Origin of the sequence: Bradyrhizobium zhengyangense (assembly GCF_022012555.1) — a bacterium.
In the GTDB taxonomy this organism is placed as follows: Bacteria; Pseudomonadota; Alphaproteobacteria; order Rhizobiales; family Xanthobacteraceae; genus Bradyrhizobium; species Bradyrhizobium zhengyangense.
In genome coordinates, this window is record NZ_JAKLTZ010000001.1 from 997,610 (window position 1) to 1,016,594 (window position 18,985).

15 protein-coding genes are annotated in these 18,985 nt (G+C 61.5%); 7 read left to right on the forward strand and 8 right to left on the reverse strand.

The features are described from left to right. Positions 1-58 precede the first annotated feature (58 nt). The 3 genes from L6639_RS04685 (at position 59) to frc (ending at position 3,895) form a co-directional block, all read left to right on the forward strand. A complete protein-coding gene (locus L6639_RS04685) occupies positions 59-754 on the forward strand; it encodes a GntR family transcriptional regulator (protein ID WP_164933761.1) in 696 nt (231 codons plus the stop codon). A gap of 63 nt (positions 755-817) precedes the next feature. After that, positions 818-2,551: an oxalyl-CoA decarboxylase gene (gene oxc, locus L6639_RS04690; protein WP_237859226.1), complete on the forward strand. Its 1,734-nt coding sequence runs from the start codon at positions 818-820 to the stop codon at positions 2,549-2,551. 66 nt (positions 2,552-2,617) lie between these two features. Next, entirely contained in the window at positions 2,618-3,895 is a 1,278-nt protein-coding gene (gene frc, locus L6639_RS04695; protein WP_237859228.1) for a formyl-CoA transferase, read from the forward strand. Between the two features lie 278 nt (positions 3,896-4,173). Here the strand turns inward: frc and L6639_RS04700 are convergent, their stop codons facing one another. The 7 genes from L6639_RS04700 to L6639_RS04730 form a co-directional block, all read right to left on the reverse strand. Then, complete coding sequence (locus L6639_RS04700) at positions 4,174-6,579, reverse strand: tetratricopeptide repeat protein (protein ID WP_237859229.1); 2,406 nt, start codon at positions 6,577-6,579, stop codon at positions 4,174-4,176. A gap of 33 nt (positions 6,580-6,612) precedes the next feature. Beyond that, positions 6,613-7,065: a DUF2721 domain-containing protein gene (locus tag L6639_RS04705; protein ID WP_237859232.1), complete on the reverse strand. Its 453-nt coding sequence runs from the start codon at positions 7,063-7,065 to the stop codon at positions 6,613-6,615. Between the two features lie 34 nt (positions 7,066-7,099). Beyond that, positions 7,100-8,473 carry a DUF1254 domain-containing protein gene (locus L6639_RS04710; RefSeq protein WP_377818559.1) on the reverse strand — a complete coding sequence of 458 codons (1,374 nt, stop codon included), beginning with the start codon at positions 8,471-8,473 and terminating at the stop codon, positions 7,100-7,102. A gap of 113 nt (positions 8,474-8,586) precedes the next feature. Next, positions 8,587-8,805, reverse strand: a complete 219-nt coding sequence (locus tag L6639_RS04715; RefSeq protein ID WP_237859235.1) for a hypothetical protein — start codon at positions 8,803-8,805, stop codon at positions 8,587-8,589. Between the two features lie 81 nt (positions 8,806-8,886). Continuing rightward, a complete protein-coding gene (locus L6639_RS04720; RefSeq protein WP_237859236.1) occupies positions 8,887-10,365 on the reverse strand; it encodes a DUF1254 domain-containing protein in 1,479 nt (492 codons plus the stop codon). A gap of 130 nt (positions 10,366-10,495) precedes the next feature. After that, positions 10,496-13,012 carry an arylsulfatase gene (locus L6639_RS04725; protein ID WP_237859237.1) on the reverse strand — a complete coding sequence of 839 codons (2,517 nt, stop codon included), beginning with the start codon at positions 13,010-13,012 and terminating at the stop codon, positions 10,496-10,498. Between the two features lie 105 nt (positions 13,013-13,117). Continuing rightward, positions 13,118-13,375, reverse strand: coding sequence for a hypothetical protein (locus L6639_RS04730; protein ID WP_237859238.1), 258 nt, complete (start codon positions 13,373-13,375; stop codon positions 13,118-13,120). 563 nt (positions 13,376-13,938) lie between these two features. On the opposite strand from L6639_RS04730, the gene L6639_RS04735 reads away from it, so the two are divergent. From L6639_RS04735 to L6639_RS04745, 3 genes are all read left to right on the forward strand, one after another. After that, positions 13,939-14,988 carry a SphA family protein gene (locus L6639_RS04735; RefSeq protein WP_237859462.1) on the forward strand — a complete coding sequence of 350 codons (1,050 nt, stop codon included), beginning with the start codon at positions 13,939-13,941 and terminating at the stop codon, positions 14,986-14,988. A gap of 415 nt (positions 14,989-15,403) precedes the next feature. After that, positions 15,404-15,775, forward strand: a complete 372-nt coding sequence (locus tag L6639_RS04740) for a hypothetical protein (RefSeq protein ID WP_237859239.1) — start codon at positions 15,404-15,406, stop codon at positions 15,773-15,775. A gap of 218 nt (positions 15,776-15,993) precedes the next feature. Next, positions 15,994-17,271 carry an MFS transporter gene (locus L6639_RS04745; protein WP_237859241.1) on the forward strand — a complete coding sequence of 426 codons (1,278 nt, stop codon included), beginning with the start codon at positions 15,994-15,996 and terminating at the stop codon, positions 17,269-17,271. A gap of 60 nt (positions 17,272-17,331) precedes the next feature. Here the strand turns inward: L6639_RS04745 and L6639_RS04750 are convergent, their stop codons facing one another. Then, entirely contained in the window at positions 17,332-18,462 is a 1,131-nt protein-coding gene (locus L6639_RS04750; protein WP_237859243.1) for an alpha/beta fold hydrolase, read from the reverse strand. Positions 18,463-18,591: 129 nt separating this feature from the next. Between L6639_RS04750 and L6639_RS04755 the strand changes: the two genes are divergently transcribed. Beyond that, complete coding sequence (locus L6639_RS04755) at positions 18,592-18,981, forward strand: GntR family transcriptional regulator (protein WP_237859245.1); 390 nt, start codon at positions 18,592-18,594, stop codon at positions 18,979-18,981. The last annotated feature ends 4 nt before the right edge of the window (positions 18,982-18,985 follow it).

Genomic DNA, 18,985 nt, shown 5'->3' on the forward strand with positions numbered 1-18,985 from the left:
CTCCCATCAGAGGAGAATCGTCGTGTCACTGCGGAAACCAACCAAGGCGTTGCCGAACATGGCCGAGGCAGACATCGCAATCGTTCGTATTGCCCCGGAGAGCAGCTTCAAGAACAAGGCGTATGACGCCTTGAAGGAAGCCATCCTCAAGATGGACATCTATTCGACGCCCGAGCCCGTCATGCTGGACGAGCGCGCATTGTCCGAACGTCTGGGCGTCAGCCGCACGCCGATCCGCGAAGCGATCGCGATGCTCGAGCAGGACGGTTTCGTGAAGACCGTGCCGCGCCGCGGCATTATGGTGGTGCGCCGGACCAAGAGCGAGATCGTCGACATGATCCGCGCCTGGGCGGCGCTGGAGAGCATGGCGGCCCGCCTCATCACCACCACCGCGCGCAAGAAAGACATCACGGCGCTGCGCGACTATTTCAAGGATTTCGGCAAGGACCGCTTGCCCGAGGATCACGTCGAGGAATATTCGAAGGCCAACATCGCCTTCCACCAGGCGTTGATCTCGCTGTCGGAATCCCCCGTGCTGGTCGATCTCACCAACGACCTTCTGCTGCACGTGCGCGGCTATCGCCAGCTGACGATCGGGCGCAAGGACCGCACTGCGACCTCCCTGCCCGAGCACCTCGGCATGATCGAAGCACTGGAAGCGCGCGACACCGAGCTCGCCGAGAAGCGCGCCCGCGACCACACCCTTGGCCTCGCCGCTTACGTCGAAGCGCACGGCCAGGAACTCTTCACCTAGCAACATTCACCAGAAGGGCGAACCATTCGCCCCACCTACCTTGAGACCAGGGAGACAAGGCCCATGCTGAACACCGCGACCAAGTCCGAAGCACCGGGCACCGAGCAGGAACTGACGGATGGCTTCCATCTCGTCATCGACGCGCTCAAGCTGAACGGCATCAACACCATCTATAATGTGCCGGGCATCCCGATCACGGATTTGGGCCGCATGGCGCAGGCCGCCGGCATTCGCGTGATCTCCTTCCGCCACGAGCAGAACGCCGGTTACGCCGCAGGCATCGCCGGCTATCTCACCAAGAAGCCCGGCGTCTGTCTCACCGTCTCCGCGCCCGGCTTTCTCAATGGTCTCACCGCGCTCGCCCACGCCACCACCAACTGCTATCCGATGATCCTGGTCTCGGGCTCCTCCGAGCGCGAGATCGTCGACCTGCAGCAGGGCGACTACGAGGAAATGGACCAGCTCGCGATCGCGAAGCCGCTGTGCAAGGCGGCCTATCGCGTGCTGCACGCCCAGGACATCGGCATCGGCTTTGCCCGCGCCATCCGCGCTGCGGTCTCGGGCCGTCCGGGCGGCGTCTATCTCGACCTGCCGGCCAAGCTGTTCGGCCAGGTGATGAACGCCGAGGCCGGCCAGAAGTCGCTGGTCAAGGTGATCGATGCGGCGCCCGCGCAGATCCCTTCGCCCGCGTCGGTCAAGCGCGCGCTCGACGTGCTCAAGAGCGCCAAGCGTCCGCTCATCATCCTCGGCAAGGGCGCGGCCTATGCGCAGGCCGATGAAGAGATCAAGAGCTTCGTCGAGAAGAGCGGCATGCCGTTCCTCCCCATGAGCATGGCCAAGGGCCTGCTGCCCGACACGCATCCGCAATGCGCCGGCGCGGCTCGCTCGACCGTGCTCAAGGATTCCGACGTCGTCATGCTGATCGGCGCGCGGCTGAACTGGCTGCTCTCGCATGGCAAGGGCAAGAGCTGGGGCGATGCGCCGAAGAAGTTCATCCAGGTCGATATCGAGCCGAAGGAAATGGACTCCAACGTCGAGATCGTCGCGCCTGTCGTCGGCGACATCGGCTCGGTCGTCTCCGCCTTCAACCAGGCGATGGGAACGGGCTGGACCGCGCCGCCGGCCGAATGGACCAAGGCCATCGTGGCCAAGCGCGACGAGAACGTCGCCAAGATGGCGCCGAAGCTGATGAACAACAAGTCGCCGATGGACTATCACGGCGCGCTCGGCGTGCTGAAGAACGTGATCAAGGATCACCCCGAGGCGATCCTCGTCAACGAAGGCGCCAACACGCTCGACCTCGCCCGCGGCGTCATCGACATGTACCGCCCGCGCAAGCGTCTCGACGTCGGCACCTGGGGCGTGATGGGCATCGGCATGGGCCAGGCGATCGCCGCTGCGCTCGAGACCGGCCATCCCGTGCTGGCAGTTGAAGGCGACTCGGCCTTCGGCTTCTCCGGCATGGAGGTCGAGACCATCTGCCGCTACAACCTTCCGATCTGCGTCGTCATCTTCAACAATGACGGCATCTATCGTGGCACCGACGTCAACGGCGCGAACTCCGATCCCGCGACCACCGTGTTCGTCAAGGGCGCGCGCTATGACAAGATGATGGAAGCCTTCGGCGGCGTCGGCGTGAATGCGACCTCGCCGGACGAGCTCAAGCGCGCCGTCAACGAGGCCATGGCATCCCGTAAGCCGACGCTGATCAACGCGGTGATCGATCCGGCCGCGGGCTCGGAGAGCGGCCGCATCGGCAACCTCAATCCGCAGAGCGTTCTGCAGAAGAAGAAGTAAGTCCACCCCCTCAACCCTTATTCCCTGTGGTTCGCAGGGGCAGACACAGAGTACGGAGCATAGACGATGACCAAAGCGCTCGAGGGCGTTCGCATTCTCGACTTCACCCACGTCCAGTCAGGACCGACCTGCACGCAGCTGCTGGCATGGTTCGGCGCCGACGTGATCAAGGTGGAACGCCCGGGCGTGGGTGACATCACCCGCGGCCAGCTGCAGGACATCCCGAACGTGGACAGCCTGTATTTCACCATGCTCAACCACAACAAGCGTTCGATCACGCTCGACACCAAGAACCCGAAGGGCAAGGAAGTCCTCACCGAGCTGATCAAGAAATGCGACGTGCTGGTCGAGAACTTCGGCCCTGGCGTGCTCGACCGCATGGGCTTCCCCTGGGAGAAGATCCAGGCGATCAACCCGAAAATGATCGTCGCGTCGATCAAGGGCTTTGGCCCGGGACCTTACGAAGACTGCAAGGTCTATGAGAACGTCGCGCAGTGCACCGGCGGCGCCGCTTCCACCACCGGCTTCCGCGACGGCCTGCCGCTGGTCACCGGCGCGCAGATCGGCGACAGCGGCACCGGCCTGCATCTGGCGCTCGGCATCGTCACCGCACTCTATCAGCGCACGCATTCGGGCAAGGGCCAGCGCGTCACCGCCGCGATGCAGGACGGCGTGCTCAACCTCGCCCGCGTCAAGCTGCGCGACCAGCAGCGCCTCGCCCACGGCCCGCTCAAGGAATACAGCCAGTTCGGCGAAGGCATTCCGTTCGGCGATGCCGTGCCGCGCGCCGGCAACGACTCGGGCGGCGGCCAGCCCGGCCGCATCCTGAAGTGCAAAGGTTTTGAGACCGATCCCAACGCCTACATCTACTTCATCACCCAGGCCCCGGTCTGGGAGAAGATCTGCGACGTGATCGGCGAGCCGACCTGGAAGACCGATCCGAACTACGCCAAGCCGGCGGCCCGCCTGCCGCGCCTGAACGAGATCTTCGCCCGCATCGAGCAGTGGACGATGACCAAGACCAAGTTCGAGGCGATGGAAATCCTCAACAAGGACGACATCCCCTGCGGCCCGATCCTGTCGATGAAGGAGATCGCCGAGGACCAGTCGCTGCGCGCGACCGGCACCGTGGTCGAGGTCGATCATCCCACCCGCGGCAAGTACATCTCGGTCGGCAACCCGATCAAGCTGTCGGATAGCCCGAGCGACGTCACCCGCTCGCCGCTGCTCGGCGAGCACACCGACGAGATCCTGCGCGCCGTGCTCGGCTTCTCGGACCATCAGGTCGCCGAGATCCACAAGTCAGGCGCGCTCGACCCGCCGCAGAAGCAGGCCGCCGAGTAAACGGCATTCCTTCGACCAAGACGAAAGGGCCGCCCATCGAGGCGGCCCTTTTGCGTCAGCAAGACCGTGCCGCTGCGAGCACAAGCCAAAAACCAAAAACAACCCCATGCACAGTAGCCTGCCTCGTTGGCCGAGGAGCGAATTTCGTATTTAGCGAATTTTTGTTGAAGCGTCGGGCAAAACAGGCGTAGTATGTCATTATCGCGCCGTCCATCGGCAGTGACGCCTGCAGTCAGCTCGACATTCCCGCAGGCGTGGATATCCAGGGCTCCTGTCTGCTATCGCTTCAACTCCTTGACAAGATCGGCCAGACGCGAATCGTCCGGCATGAGCTTCGATAGTCGCTCGGCATAGGCGAGCGCGGCCACGACGTCTCCCTTCTCGCGGCTGAGGTTCAGCGCAGCGGACAACAACTCCGGACTATTGGGGTGCGCACGCAAACTTTCCTTCAGCACCGCAAGCGCGTCGTCGCGCCGGCCATTCGCGCTTAGCCCGACGGCATAGACGTAGGCGTAGTGCGCCTGACCCGGAGCCAGCGACGCGGCCTGACGCAGTTCATCGAGCGCAGCATCGTTGCGCTGCTTGCGTACGAGCGCCAGACCAAGTGCATGGTGAAGAGATGCATCCTGCGCCGACGTGGCGAGCGCCTCGCGCAAGACCTGCTCGCAATCGCTTTCGCGTCCAAGTTGCCGATAGAGGTCAGACAGGTTGACGGCGGCGGCTGTGAATGAGGGATCCAGCCGAAGCGCAGCACGATATTCGATCTCCGCGCCACTGGCATTGGCTTGGCGAGCAAAGAAGCCCCCGAGTGCGGTACGGGCGTCAGGCCTGTCCGCGTTCAGCTTCTGTGCAGCCACGAACTCGGCCGCGGCCCACGCGAACTTATCGCGATCGGCCGCTGGTTGCCGTGCTGGCGGCACGGCGGCAAGAAGATCGGCCGCGCGAATGCGCACGCCGCGCACGGGATCGCTGAGCCGCAGGGAGGCGAGCGACCAGAGCTGTTCGGACGATACCCCTTCCAACCCGTCGAGCGCACCAAGTCTCACAAGCGGATCGGGATCGGACAGCGCGCGCCGGATCAGGTCGAAATCCGGTACCGGAAGCTCGGCGAGTGCGCTGGCGCGGACGATGCCGGGAGCGTCGCCCGATCCGGCGATTGCGGCGAGCAGCGCCTGGGCATCGGCGGCTTCGCTCCAGACGGCATGAAAGGCCGACGCCCAGGTCTGGTGGCCGCGCCCCTCCATGCCGAACCAGGTTTCGACTTGCCGGGCCGCCCACATCGCAGACTTGTCGCGGTGACACTCGTTGCATGCATTCGGTGTGCCGATCTGCACGGAGAGATCGGGACGCGGAATGCGGAAGCCGTGATCGTGGCGGCGATCGACGACCATGTAGCGCCGCTCCGGCATATGGCAGGACGGACAGCCGGGCGGCGGCGAGACGTCGGCGTGGTGTCGATGCGCAGTCGATTGATACTTCTCGGGTGCATGGCACTGCGCACAGACGCCATCCCCGGGGGCCTTCAGAGTCGCGCTGTGCGGGTCGTGGCAGTCGCTGCAGGTCACGCCTTTGGCGAACATCCTGCTCTGCTTGAAGGGCGCGTAATTGTATGTCTCCTCGTCATCGCGCATCTGGCCGTCGGCATGAAAATGCTGGCGATCGAGCAGCGCGACCTGGTGGGTTTCCGAGAGCGGCCGTCCTGGCGTCCAGTCTTCCGAAAGTTGACCGCGACGAGCATGACAGCGCCCGCAGGTCTCGACCTCCTTCCGCAGCGCCGCTGGCGGCGCACTGCGTGTCGGCGTCATTGTTCCAGCCAAGGCCGACCAGGTGATGCCCGTGCGCTCGTCAAAGGCGACAAGCAGGCCGTCGTCAACGCCGCGCGACGCCGGCTTTCCGCGCGCCCAGGCGACATGACGCGAGCCGGCACCATGGCACGCCTCGCAGCCAACGCTGATCTCGGAGAATGTGGTGGCGAACGTATCCTTGCCGGCATCGTAGCCCTTGAGTACGCCGGTCGAGTGGCACTCGGCGCACATGAAATTCCAGTTCTGGTTCAGCTTCGTCCAGTGCAGCGGATCGTCATGCGTAATGGCGCCGTCCGGATAGAGGTGAAACCAGCGCTGACCGCCCTGCTCCTTCGGCCGCGTGTCCCAGGCGATGGACAGGGCCTGGACGCGACCGTCGGGAAACGCGATCAGATATTGTTGCAACGGGTCGATGCCGAAAGTGTATTTCACCTCGAAAGTCGCGAGCTTGCCGTCCGGGCCGTCTGTCTCGACCAAAAATCTCCCGTCCTGCCGGAAGAAGCGCGAGCGCGTGCCCGCATATTCAAAGGCCGCGTCGTTGAAGTCGCCACGGACGGACGTGTCGTTCGCGTGATCCATGGCGTGACGATGTTGCGAGCTTTGCCACAGCCGCATCTCCGCCTGGTGGCAGCCGCTGCACGCCTGGCTGCCGACAAAGCTCAGCCCTGCCTCGCGGGTCGGCTGAGAGGTGCCGGACGTCTTGAACCAGGACAGCCCGCTTGCCAGCAGAAAAAATAGCGCGCCGGCGCCGATTGCCAGCAGCGCGGCAGTTCGCCATCGGAAAGTTGGCGCGGGGCGTTGAGCAGGAGCCGAACGGTCTTGTTCGGGCCGGGCCTGGGCCTTCTGACGCCTGCGGCTCTTCCGAGAACCTTTCGTCACGTCCAACCACCCCACGCACTGCCCCCGGAAGACTTACACGCGCAGATCGTTGTCGTGAAGCGCAATTCGGGTTTCGCGGGCGAGGTCGATGAGAGAGGCGCAGAACGTCAGCAGCGCGGCCATGAACAGCAGTGCGACGCCATATTCATGGGCGACATTGAACAGCGCACTGATGAAGGCAACGATGATGATGAGCGCCGTGAGGATCGCAGAGAGGATGGAGCAGAACAGCGATCTGTTCAAGAGCAACGCCCGGTGTCGCAGCCGGGGAATATCCGCCTTGAGGTAAGCCTTTGAGGCATCATCATCGGTGATGTCGTGAAGCAACTGAGCCCGGTCGACGACCCGGTTGATGCGGGAAATCAGGACCGAGATGAAGGACGCGACGGCACCCAGCAGGAAAGCCGGGGCCGCCACGTTGCCGATGATCCGTGCCAGTTGGTCGATTGAAGGCGTTACCGGCACCAGCTGGATTACGTTCTCCATCGTCGCTCGATTCTCCCGGTGGCCCGAATGAAAACTAAACGGTCCGCTGCATCGGAGGCTGCTTCCACGTCCCTTCGAGCGCCTCAGCTTTCGGCCAGTAGAGACGCATAACGACAAAGAAGCCCCCTTTGGGTGCGGGTAGCCAATTGGGCTGCTTGTCTGCTGCCGGAGCCTCGTTTTGGATATAGAAAGTAATTCCGCCGTCCCCGTCGCGCTTGAACTCTGACAGCATCGGCGAATTGAGCAAATAGCGGTTAATCGGATTGGCCGTGAGCAGGCTCGACGGCAGTTCGTACATGGTCAGCGACCAGAAGGCATTCACCGGTGGCAACTGGCCCGGTGCAAAGCGGACGGTGTAACGGTTCGCCCCGTCGAATTTCTTGCCGTCCGCATCTACAAGATACATCGGATACATCGCTTCCTGCTTGGAGTTGCCGTAGATTCCGAAAACGGCAGCGGCCATGCGGTAGAGATAATTGTTCTTCAAATATGCGCGGGTGCCGAAAGTGTCCCCGCTGGTCACTTCCCCGGCATCCATTCGCTTCTGCAATTGGGCCAATGCCTGCCAGGCATCGGCCATACCCTGTTCAATGGCAGTTTTCAGTTCGGGCGTGAGATTGCCCGCGTTGAAGGTCTTGCCAGCACCAACGCCAATCTTGGCGAACCGCGCCATCAGCTCCTTCTCGGAGGGGTTCGTCGTACAGAACTGCAAGAGGAAGTTGACGATGTTGAAAAACTCAAGCGAGGTCTTTTCGGTCTCGGGCGTCAGCGGTTTGATGAAATCAATCGCCGGCGCGGCCTTCGGCGCTGGCGCGCCAAGGAAAGCCGAAAGCGTCTGCACCCTGTAGCCGGCTTGCACCTTCTTCACGTTGTCAATGTCAGCGGGATTGAAAAGTTGCGTGCGGTACGCGGCCAGCGCAATTTCGGTCTCGGCACGTATCACCTTCGTCACACCCTTCGGGGGTGAGCCGTTCCAATGAGGTCCAGCGATGAGGAAGCTGCCGCCATTGTTGCCGGTGCTGCGACTACCGATGTAGTCGAAGTTGAACGTGTAGGCGTCAATGAGCTGAATGCTGAAATACCGTTCCTTTTCGATGACCGGAACGGTCAGCACGATGGGCTCTGTACGCAAGTCCATACCGAGAAACGAGTAGGGAGTGTCCGAATTCGGCGTTTGGACCGCCTTGTCTTCCGGCGTGAAGACGCGCGAGAAGTTGCGAAGCTGGTTCCATGGCGCCTTATATTCGGGGCCATTCGCATCGACGAAATAGGCATATTGAATGCGGTAGCTGTCCACCATTGGGAAGCCGTAGATATAGGCTTCCTTGGCAATCGCGCCGGCTTCGGTGGGACTGACGGCGGTCTGCGCGCGCGCAAGCGCCGGACGGAACGACGGGAGCAGGGCCATCCCGCAGGCAAAAGCTCTCCGTGTTATGGATTTCATCGTCGCAATTCTCCTGTCCGAAAAGCCAGGATGGCCGCAGCGTGGACGGCCGGGATGACCTCGACCGACGCGCTCTGTCAGCGGCAGACGCGCACCCCGTTTACAATCGCGCATGCCGGGCGCACCACGGGTGCGACGACTGGCGCCGAGACGGCCGGACGGGGGGCGACAACCGCGCCATTGGGACCGGCACATCCCGCACGAACCACACCGCGTGCACAGACGACAGCATTGGCCTCGCTCGCAACACCGAGCGTGGCCAGGATCAGCAACAAGCCAGCGCATATCTTGGTCATGTTCCATAGCTCCATTTCGGTCGCGGTTCTAATTCCGAGCTGGCCAGGACAAGTCCTCGCCGGCCTTAGGCTCGACGTCGTTCAGCTGCTCCGGACGCGCCGAATAGGCGGGATCTTGAACGTGCCGTCCTTGAGGGCCGTCTTGGGCTGATAGACCCTGACACTGAGATTGAAGGGCAGGCTCGGCGGACACGGCAGCCAATTGGTTTCCTTGTCCGCGCCTGGCGATTGCGCCTGGATATGGATATCGAGCGAGCCGTCCGGATTGTATTTGATCGGCATCGCCGAAGTTATGCCGTAGCGGTTGATCGCGTTGCGAACATAGAAATTCTCGCGATAGGGCGAGATCGACCAAACCCCGCTTTCGGAAGGGAATATCTCGTCCTTCTCGAGATGGAGAATATATTTCGCCGCGCCGTCCAGCACGTTGCCGTCGCCATCGACAAATGCGGTTGGATAGACCGCATCATCCGACGTCAGCGCGCCCAATCCAAACCAGGCGATGAATGCCCGCGTGGTGTAGTCCGTACCGAAGCGACCGATATTCAGCGCGCCCTGCCAGCCGTTCACGGTCGGCGCAGTGTAGGGGCCCGTTTCCAGTTTGTACCAGACCTCGGCCGGCGCCCGGTTGATCCCTCGCAGAATGGCCGGATCGAGCTTGGACGGGTCGAAGTCCTTGCCGACCTCGATCCCGATCCGCTTCAGCTTGTCGATGGTCCTGGTATCGTCAGGGTAGGGCGGATTGTCCTTCAACGCCGCGGCGAGGCGCTTGAAGAACATCTCGCCGGTCATGAGCCGCACCTGATCGTATGGTGTCGCGGTTGTGTCGGCACTGGTGTCGATCGGCACATCTGAGGGCGGCGTATAAGGATGGCCCCAGGCGCTGAGCGGCGTCAGCTGCAACTGATCCTGCAGCTTGTTGATCGCAGCAAACTCCGCGGGGCTATGGCACGCGATCTGGACCAGCACCGAGGCGTAGCGGGTTGTCGAACGGAACGTCTGCTTGATGCCGTTGGGCGCGACACCATTCCATTTGGGACCGGCGATGAGGAAGTCTCCGGCGCCGGTCCCCGTCGTCCGGCTGCCCGCCGAGGCGAAATCGTCGGTCCACATGTTGAGCGCCTGCATGACGATGTAGCGCCCCTGCGTATCGGGCTGAGAATAGACGAACGGCTCCTTGTCCAGGTCGATGAACGAAAACGCCCAGAGAGAATTGACGCTGATGCGGACGCAATCCTTGAAATCCGGATCGACATAGGTCCGCATCCTGCCGAACTGGTTGATGGGCGCCTTGTACTGCTCGGACTTCGACGTGGCCGTCATCACGGCTCGCGTTGCGTCCATCATGACCAGCGGGAAGCCGTAGACATAGCACTCCAATGCGAGAACATACGCCAGCTCTTCCTCGGCATCGCCCTTCAGCTCGCCTAGCCCGCGCAGCAGCGGGCCAGCCGCTTCGCTCGTTGCTGGCGACAATGCCGCGCCCAGCCCGGCACCGAGCGCGGTTGCGATCAGATCGCGGCGACGAAAGAAAATCGTTTCGCGTTCGGAAGAAGACATGACTGACCTCCACATCGTTGGGGTCGCGCGCGTGCCAGCAATCAACACCGCAGCGGCCGCGGACGTTCTAAAAATATCGGAGTTAGCACCAAGTATGGGGCGCGGGATCAGATCCCGCGCCCCATGACGATCACTCGCGCGCAGCGGCGGCAGCCTGTCGCGCCTTCTCCAGCTTCTGGATATCGGCCGGTGTCAACTTCGGCCGGTCGAGGGTCAGGGTGACCTTGTTGAGCTTGCCTGTGAAGGCGAACGGCGGCTTGTAGTCGGCATCATTGACGCCCGTGAGCGTATCCGAGCCGATGTCCAAGCTCTCATCGAGCTGCATCATGAACGGGATGGTATGCTCCATCTTCTGGGAGGCGACCTCCTTGCCGTCGATCTTCAGCACGCCTATGCCGCCCTGGCCGATGCCGACATAGCTGCCGTATTCCAGCGTCGCCATGCCAAGCCCGTCGTACCTGAAGTCGAACTCGATGACGTGCTTTCCGACCGACAGCGCGTCGGCGCTTTCCCACTTGATCTTCTTCAGCCCCAGCATGTTCCATACGAACACCGGCTTGTTCTGAAGCACATAGAAGCCGTAACCGCCGAAGCGTCCGCCTTGGGTGATCAGGATGCCCTCGGCGCCGGCATCCGGAATGTCGACCTCCGCCTTGATGTTGTACGACGTGTTCAGCACGGAGGGCGCGTCGCCCATCGGCGTACCGATAAGGCGCTGGGTCCAGGTGAAGCTGTTGCGTCCAGCGGTGATGCTCGGCCGCGGCGTAATGACCCGCGTAATGATAGAGTTATCGAGCGGTAACACCTGGTATTTCTTCGCCTCGGTCATGAAGAGGGCCTGCAGCTCCTTCAGCTTGTCCGGATACTTCGCAGCCAGATCCGTTGCCTGGGAGTAGTCGTCCTTGAGATTGTAAAGCTCCCAGGGATACTTGGTCAGATCTGCGTTCAGATTGGCCTGCGTGACCCACGGCGGCCGCATGACCTTGGTGCTCGCCATCCAGCCCTCGTTATAGATCGCACGGTCGGAGAACATTTCGAAGTATTGGGTTTTATGCGCCGAGGGCGCCTTCGCGTTCTTGGCGTCGAATGTGTACATCATGCTGACGCCTTCGATCGGCTTCTGCTCGATGCCATCGACCATCCTGGGCGCCTTGATCCTGGTCGCGTCGAGGATCGTCGGCGTAATGTCGATCACGTGGTGAAACTGATCGCGAATGCCGCCCTTGTCCTTGATGACCTTGGGCCACGAGATCGCCATGCCCTGGCGGATGCCGCCAAGGTGCGAAACGATCTGCTTGGTCCAGCTGAACGGCGTATCGAATGCCCAAGCCCAACCCACCGCCATGTGCGGATAGGTCTGTTCCGAGCCCCATGCATCGTAAAAATATTTGAGCTGATCCTCGACCGGCACGTCGACCCCGTTGAACATTGCGAGTTCGTTCGGGGTACCGATCACGGTCCCTTCTGAGCTCGTGCCGTTGTCGCCGTTGATGTAGATGATCAGCGTGTTGTCGAGCTTGCCCATGTCTTCGACGGCCTGGATCACCCGCCCGATCTCGTTATCGTTATAAGCAGTGTAGGCGGCGAAGACGTCGGCCTGACGGATAAACATCTTCTTCTCGTCGTCGCTGAGCTGGTCCCAGTTCTTCAGGAGGTCGCTGGGCCACGGCGTCAATTTCGCGTCTTGGGGAATAACGCCGAGCTTCTTCTGATTCGCGAAGATCGTCTCGCGCAGCTTGTTCCAGCCCTGGTCGAATAGGTGGAGGTCGCCGATCTTCTTGATCCACTCCGGCGTGGGGTGGTGCGGTGCATGCGTTGCGCCGGGGACGTAGTAGACAAAGAACGGCTGATCCGGATCGAGTGAGTTGACGCGGTTCATGTACTGGATGGCGTCATCTGCCATTGCCGTGATCATATTCCAGCTTCCGGGCGCTTTGCCTTCGAACGGATAGATCTGGGTGGTGTTGCGGAAAAGATTCGGCGCCCACTGGTTCGCGTCGCCGCCCACGAAGCCATAGAAATATTCAAAGCCCATACCGGTCGGCCATTGGTCGAATGGACCGTTCTGGCTGGCCTGGAAGGCCGGTGTGTTGTGGTCCTTGCCGAACCAGGAGGTACGATAGCCATTGTCTCTCAGGATACGGCCGATCGTCGCCTTGTCCCTGGGTATGAAGCTGTCATAGCCCGGAAAACCTGTCGCTTGCTCTGAGATCACGCCAAAGCCGACTGAATGATGATTGCGACCGGTGATGAGCGCGGCACGCGTCGGCGAGCACAACGCGGTCGAGTTAAAGTTGGTATAGCGCAGGCCATTCTTGGCGATGCGGTCAAGTGCGGGGGTCGGAATCACGCCGCCAAAGGTGCTCGGCACGCCGTAACCGGAATCGTCTGTCATGATGAGAAGGACGTTAGGCGCGCCCTTGGGGGGCACGACGCGCGCGGGCCAGTAAGGCTTGGACTTGGTCGCGAGGTCCTCGATCTTGCCACCGAATTTCTGCGGCGGTGGTGGAAGCTGATCGCCGGGAATGGTGATGGTCGCAGCCGGCGAGCCCGGCGGCGGCGTGGTCGGTTGTGCTTGCTGTGCAAACGCAGGGGCGGATATCGCCGATGTCAAAAACAGTATGGAAGCAATCACACGAAAATTCATTGCAGCCCTCCCGTGAGGCGCGCGCAATCACGCAGATGTTCATCACTCTCAAGGACGATGCAAGGATCGGCGTTGACGCAGATCAACCTATGCAACGAAAGGTACCTAAGGGCAGATTGGATCGCCTGGCTGCGCGATCCGGCGGCGCACGCTCATCTTATCTAGGGATCTGCCGGCGTCACTCCGATCAAGCATCTGCAAAAAGTCATCCAATATTGAAGAGCGGAACATGCGCTCACACTCGTCATCGTGCTGCACGGACAAGTCGAACAGCGGACCTTGAGCGAAATCAACGGGAAGAAATGTCTGGAGCTCACACTTCAAATAACGAGCTTCCGGGTCTTCACCTTGGATCGACAGCATGCTCGCTCACAAGCTCAATCATCCGGTCGCCGGCGCCGTGCTCGCGATCACCTTGGTCGCAGCAATTTCACTGGTTCCTTGGCCGAAGCTTCCTGCGAAGCCTAGGCTTGGGATAAAGAGCGATCGTCTGGAGCAGAGCGATCGCCGTGAGTTGGGGAATGGCTGTACGCAGACTGCGTGGCCCTATGGATGTGGTTGGCAGCTGCCGCGGGAAAGACGAGAGACCAAAGGACATTCACCCAAACGGCGGCAAGGACTGTCTTGGTTTCTCTGATGATCAAGCTCGAGGTGTTCCTGCCCACCGCTCGGCGTGAAGTTCGGTAAAGGAATAATCGGTATCTAGCGGCTCTCAAAATCACAGCGACAGGATTTTCCCGTAGGATGGTACCCGCACAAGCGATAGCACAGCGTGGTATTGTGCCCCTTTTGCTACATCTGGTTGCCAAATATTCCCGCCATCATGACGGCTATCGCCCGGCGCGGCGCGCCCTGTCATATTGCCATCATCATATTCGGCGCGCACGCGAGCGAGGCTCGTGGTTCGGCGGGGGATTGCCATGCGAATGACGAGAGCGTTTGCCGCCATTGCATTTGCGGCCGTTGCAGCAGCACCAACGGTCGTCGCGGCCGATGAGAGCGGCATCAGCTTCTGGATTCCGGGCACATTTGGCAGCCTCGCTGCCACGCCTCAGCAGCCAGGCTGGACGGCAGCCGCGATCTACTATCACACCTCGGTGTCCGCCGGCGGCGACGTGGCGCGCGCCCGCGAAATTCAGATCGGCCGCATTCCCGTGAATTTGACGGCGACCTTGAGCGCAAACGTCAATGCGAACGTGGATCTCGGGTTGTTGAACGCGACCTACGTTTTTGCAACGCCGGTGCTGGGCGGTCAGGCGTCTGCCAGTCTCATAGGAATCTATGGCGCAAACACCACCTCGCTTAACGGAACGGTGACAGGAACGCTGACGCTGCCGGGCGGCGGCACGATTCCCTTCTCGCGCGCCGATTCCATCAGTGATTCCGTGATGGCCTTCGGCGATCTGATACCGCAGTTCGCGCTGCGCTGGAATGCCGGTGTCAACAACTACATGACCTATGTCATGGGCGACATCCCGGTCGGGGCTTACCAGTCGACCCGCCTCGCTAATATCGGGCTCGGGCATGGAGCGATCGATACGGGCGGCGGTTATACCTATTTCAATCCGCAGACCGGACATGAACTGTCCGGCGTGCTCGGCTTCACCTACAATTTCAAGAACACCGACACGCAGTATCAGAGCGGCGTCGACATGCATTTCGACTGGGGCGCCTCACAATTCCTGACCAAGCAAGTCCAGGTCGGTCTCGTAGGTTACGTCTACAAGCAACTCGGTTGCGACAGCGGCTCCGGCGATCGCGTCGGTTGCTTCCGCTCGCAGGTCGCGGCCGCGGGCCCGCAGGTTGGCTTCATCTTCCCGGTAGGCGACATGCAGGGCTATCTGAACCTGAAGGCTTACAAGGAGTTCGCCGCGGAAAACCGGCCCGAGGGCTGGAATGCCTGGGTGACCTTTGTCATCTCGCCTGCAGCACCGCCCCCGGCGGTGACGCCGACAAAGCACGTCATCACGAAGTGAGAGGCGCGGCATCGCCAGGCGTTGTTTGGGTTGATCTGCATCAACGTCGATCCCGAAATACCGTGGCTCCCTGCGCAGGACCCATATTGGTTGCAGCGTCCGGGCGGCGCGGGCACTGTCAAGCGATCCGCCCCTTATTCTCGATCGTTGAGTACAGCCATGACAAGCGTTCGCTTTCTTGCCGTGCTTGCGACTTTTCAAATTGGGCTCGCTCCGCCAGTCCATGCGACGGACAATCACGATCGCCTAACTGGTGCTAAGGCTCAGGTCTTGCGTTCACCGTCCCCTGCCTCTCCAGCCAGGCGCGGCTTCGTGTTGCGACAGGATCTGTTTGATCGTGCCAATCCAAACAATCTCAGGTCCGATTGGCCCTCACCGCCCGCGCAACCGGGGCAATTCTAGCAAGGAGACACAGATGAACAGCGCCCTGCTTTCACTTGCACTGCTTGCGGGTTCAATGGCCATACCGGCTTCTGATCGCGTTCCCGAACTGAAGGTCGAAGCGCTTTGCAAGGCGACGTCGGAAACGGACAAGTCGATGGGACTGGCGTTGGCTCAAAGCTTTACCGATTGCATGCGTGATGAAACGACAGCGCAGCAGCAACTCGGCACCGTGTGGTCGTCAGCCAAGCCCGCTGTCCGCGACGCCTGCGAAGGTGAGGCCACAGCAGGCGGAACTCAAAGCTATGTCGATTTGCTCACCTGCATCCAGATGACCGAGACCGCAACTGCGCTGGCATCGACGCCGCCGCTCAGAGGGGCCAGCAAGAACCGAAACAAGCAATAGTGGGCGGGCAGACCGCTCGTTGACCGGGCCGGAGCCACGCCAGTCGCTTGGCATGTCCGGCCCGAAGAAAGCAAGTTCGAAAAGCCGCCGGTTTCGGCGGCTTTTTTGTTGGCCCCGGGGCTGGTCTCCTCTACCCTTGGTTTCACCTTGAGCGGGACCAGCCTAGGCCTGGCCTTCGGCGTTTCCAGAGAATTCATCTTTACCGAAGGGATTTGGCCTTGCTTGCTGAGTTCATTGCGCGACAGGCCACGGCCCGGAACATTCACTATGGCTGGGTGATGGCCGCGCTGGGATTTCTCTATGGGCTGTTTGCGAGCTCGGCCCTCGGTGTGCCCAGTGTCCTGATGCGAGACATCGCGGCTGACCTCCACGTCAGCATGAGCGAGCTGTCTGCGTCGCAAGGACTTCGTTTTGCACTATTCGGATTGGTGGCACCGTTCGCCGGCGGCATGATGCTCCGATATGGCCCCAGGGTGATGCTGGCGATCGCCGGCACGATGACTCTCGCAGGATTGCTGCTCACGATCTTCATGACGAACCGGTTCGAAATGTGGGTGGGACTCGGGCTCATTCTCGGCATCGCGCCGGGGCTCACCGCGCTGCAACTCGCCACGATCATTTCTGTGCGCTGGTTCACGACCCATCGTGGATTGGTCGTCGGTCTCCTGAACGGATCGGTCGCAACCGGCACCTTGATCTTCGTGCCGATGGGCGCATGGATCACCGAGCATTGGGGCTGGCGCCTCGCGCTTGTTCCGTCCGGACTTGGTCTTCTTCTCGCACTCATCCTTTTTCTGTTGCTCGGAAAGGACCGTCCCCAGGAATTGGGACTGGCGTCACTCGGCGAGACGGCAATGGCGCCAATCCCCGCGGTGCCGCGACGGAATTTTGTGGCACTCAGCTTTCACGGCCTGCGCCTGGCGTCGACCCGCCTGGTGTTCTGGGTGTTGGCTCTGACGTTCCTGATCTGTGGCGTGTCCAGCTACGGGCTGACATCGACCCACTTCGTGCCCTTCTGCGGCGATCTCGGCTTGCCGGCCGTGACATCGGCAGGCCTGCTCGCCATGATCGGCGTGTTCGATCTGATCGGCACGGTCGGATCGGGATGGCTGTCCGATCGCTTCGACAACAGATGGCTGCTCGCGATCTATTACGGTTTTCGTGGGCTCTCCTTGATCTGGCTCGTAGAATCCAACGCGACGATCGTGACGATGAGCGCGTTTGCGATGCTCTACGGGCTGGACTTCATCGCGACGGTTCCGCCGACGGTCAGATTGACGGTTGGGACGTTTGGACGGGAGATGGGGCCAGTGGTGTTCGGTTGGATCTTTGCCGCTCACCAGCTCGGCGTCGGCCTGATGGCATTTGCCGCTGGCGTCAGCAGAGATGCGCTCGGGACTTATGTGCCGGCTTTCCTTTTCGCCGGGGTCCTCTGCCTGTTGGCCGCTGCGGCCTTTACGCTGGTGAAGCGTCCAGGGGTGCCGGCTCCGGCTTAACGGGGGCTCGACTTCTTTTTCGTCGCCCAATAGCGGCCTGATGTCCCCTGTTGGCCGCTTCTAGTGGCTGGCGATGAAGGAAAGCACGGCCTCGTCGTAGGCTTGAGGGGCTTCTCCCGGCACCGTATGGGATGAGCCGGAAATCTCCACCCGAGTTCGCCGAGGCAGGCATCGTACCAATTCGTCGACGATGCGATGGAAGAATTCCGGACTGTGATCGCCGTTGGTCACGAGCGTGGGTGCCGAGATGCGCTTCGCCATGTCGCAGGTAAACATCGGGCGCGGGCGGGTCGCTATTGCATCCGCAACGGCCGACAACGCGTTGTCCGCCATCATCTTGCGCTCGCTCTCGGACCGCCGATCGTAGGTGCCTGGCCCGCCGACGGCTTCTGCAAAGAACCGCAGCCCTGCATCGAGATCGTCCTTTTCGAAGGCTTGCCGCGCGGGAGCAAACCTCGCGCCCCATTGCTTCAGAACATCATTCCCGCCGGGAGCTCCGGCGAGCAACGCCGCGGCAGGAGGCTCGTTGATGACGAGCGTTCGCACCGCCTCGGGGTGGTTGGCGGCGAAGAACAGCGCAGCATGCGCGCCGGAGGAGTGGGCGACAATGTGCGCGCTCGTAATGCCAAGCGCGGCCAGCAAGGCGGCCAGGTCCTCGCCATGCACGTCTGCGGCGCCATCGGGCAGACCGTCCTTGCTCGTCGCGTTCGGAAAATGGTTCTGCCGACTATAGGCGATGACCCGATGGCTTTTGGCGAACACCGGAAGATGCGAATTCCAGAAGCGGTAATCCTGAAGCCCACCGTGCACCAGAACAACGGGATCGCCCTGCCCGGCCTCGACGTAGGCGAATTGCTTTCCGTTGACGCTGACCTGCTTGACATCGGCGCCGATGGCCGGCGCCAAATTCAACAGGCACAGAACGAGGCCAGCCATCAGGATCTTGGCTTTGAAGTTCATGGCACCCTCCCGCGGATCGACAAAGTGGCTCGAGACAACGTAGTCGACCTCGCCGCGTGCGATGGCGATGTCCTGAAGCTCCCGGTCATCCAGGGCGCACAGATCCCTGCGCAGCTTCCCGCGCCTGCGCCACTCCTGAAACTCGTCACGATATCTTCCGAAGAGGCTGATGAGATGCCGCCTCATTCGGGTCGTCGCGGAAAAGGCGGTCGTGCTGAAGGTCGTGGTCATTGCAGCGCCTCCTTGACGAAGTGGTTCGTCGTTTCGGAATTCGGCACGGCAGCAGCGCGAAATGTCCGGGCTTCGCGCGGACGAAACAGGCATTGACGGCATAGTAACTAATATGTAGTGTACTAGTTAATGCATACACTACTAGAATCGCTTCGTCTCGATAATTCGGGTGTTCCGATCTACATCCAGCTTCGGGACCAGATCCTGCGCAATCTCGGCGCGGGCGTGCTGGCTCGCGGCGACCAGATGCCGACGATGCGCGAAGTCGCAGTTGCCCTGAAGATCGACCTCAATACCGTCCGGCATGCCTACGACGAGCTGGAACGAATGGGCGCCATCACCCTGGTTCGGGGCCGGGGTAGCTTTGTCGCGGAGCCCCCGCCCGCAACCAGCGTACGTGAACAAGCCAAGCAGATTGACGGTCTGGCGAAACAGACGCTCGCTACGGCCGCCGCCGCGGGCATCGATCCCGTTGCCCTGGCCGATCGGATAAAGGCCCTCGCAAGACAGAAGGAATAGTCGT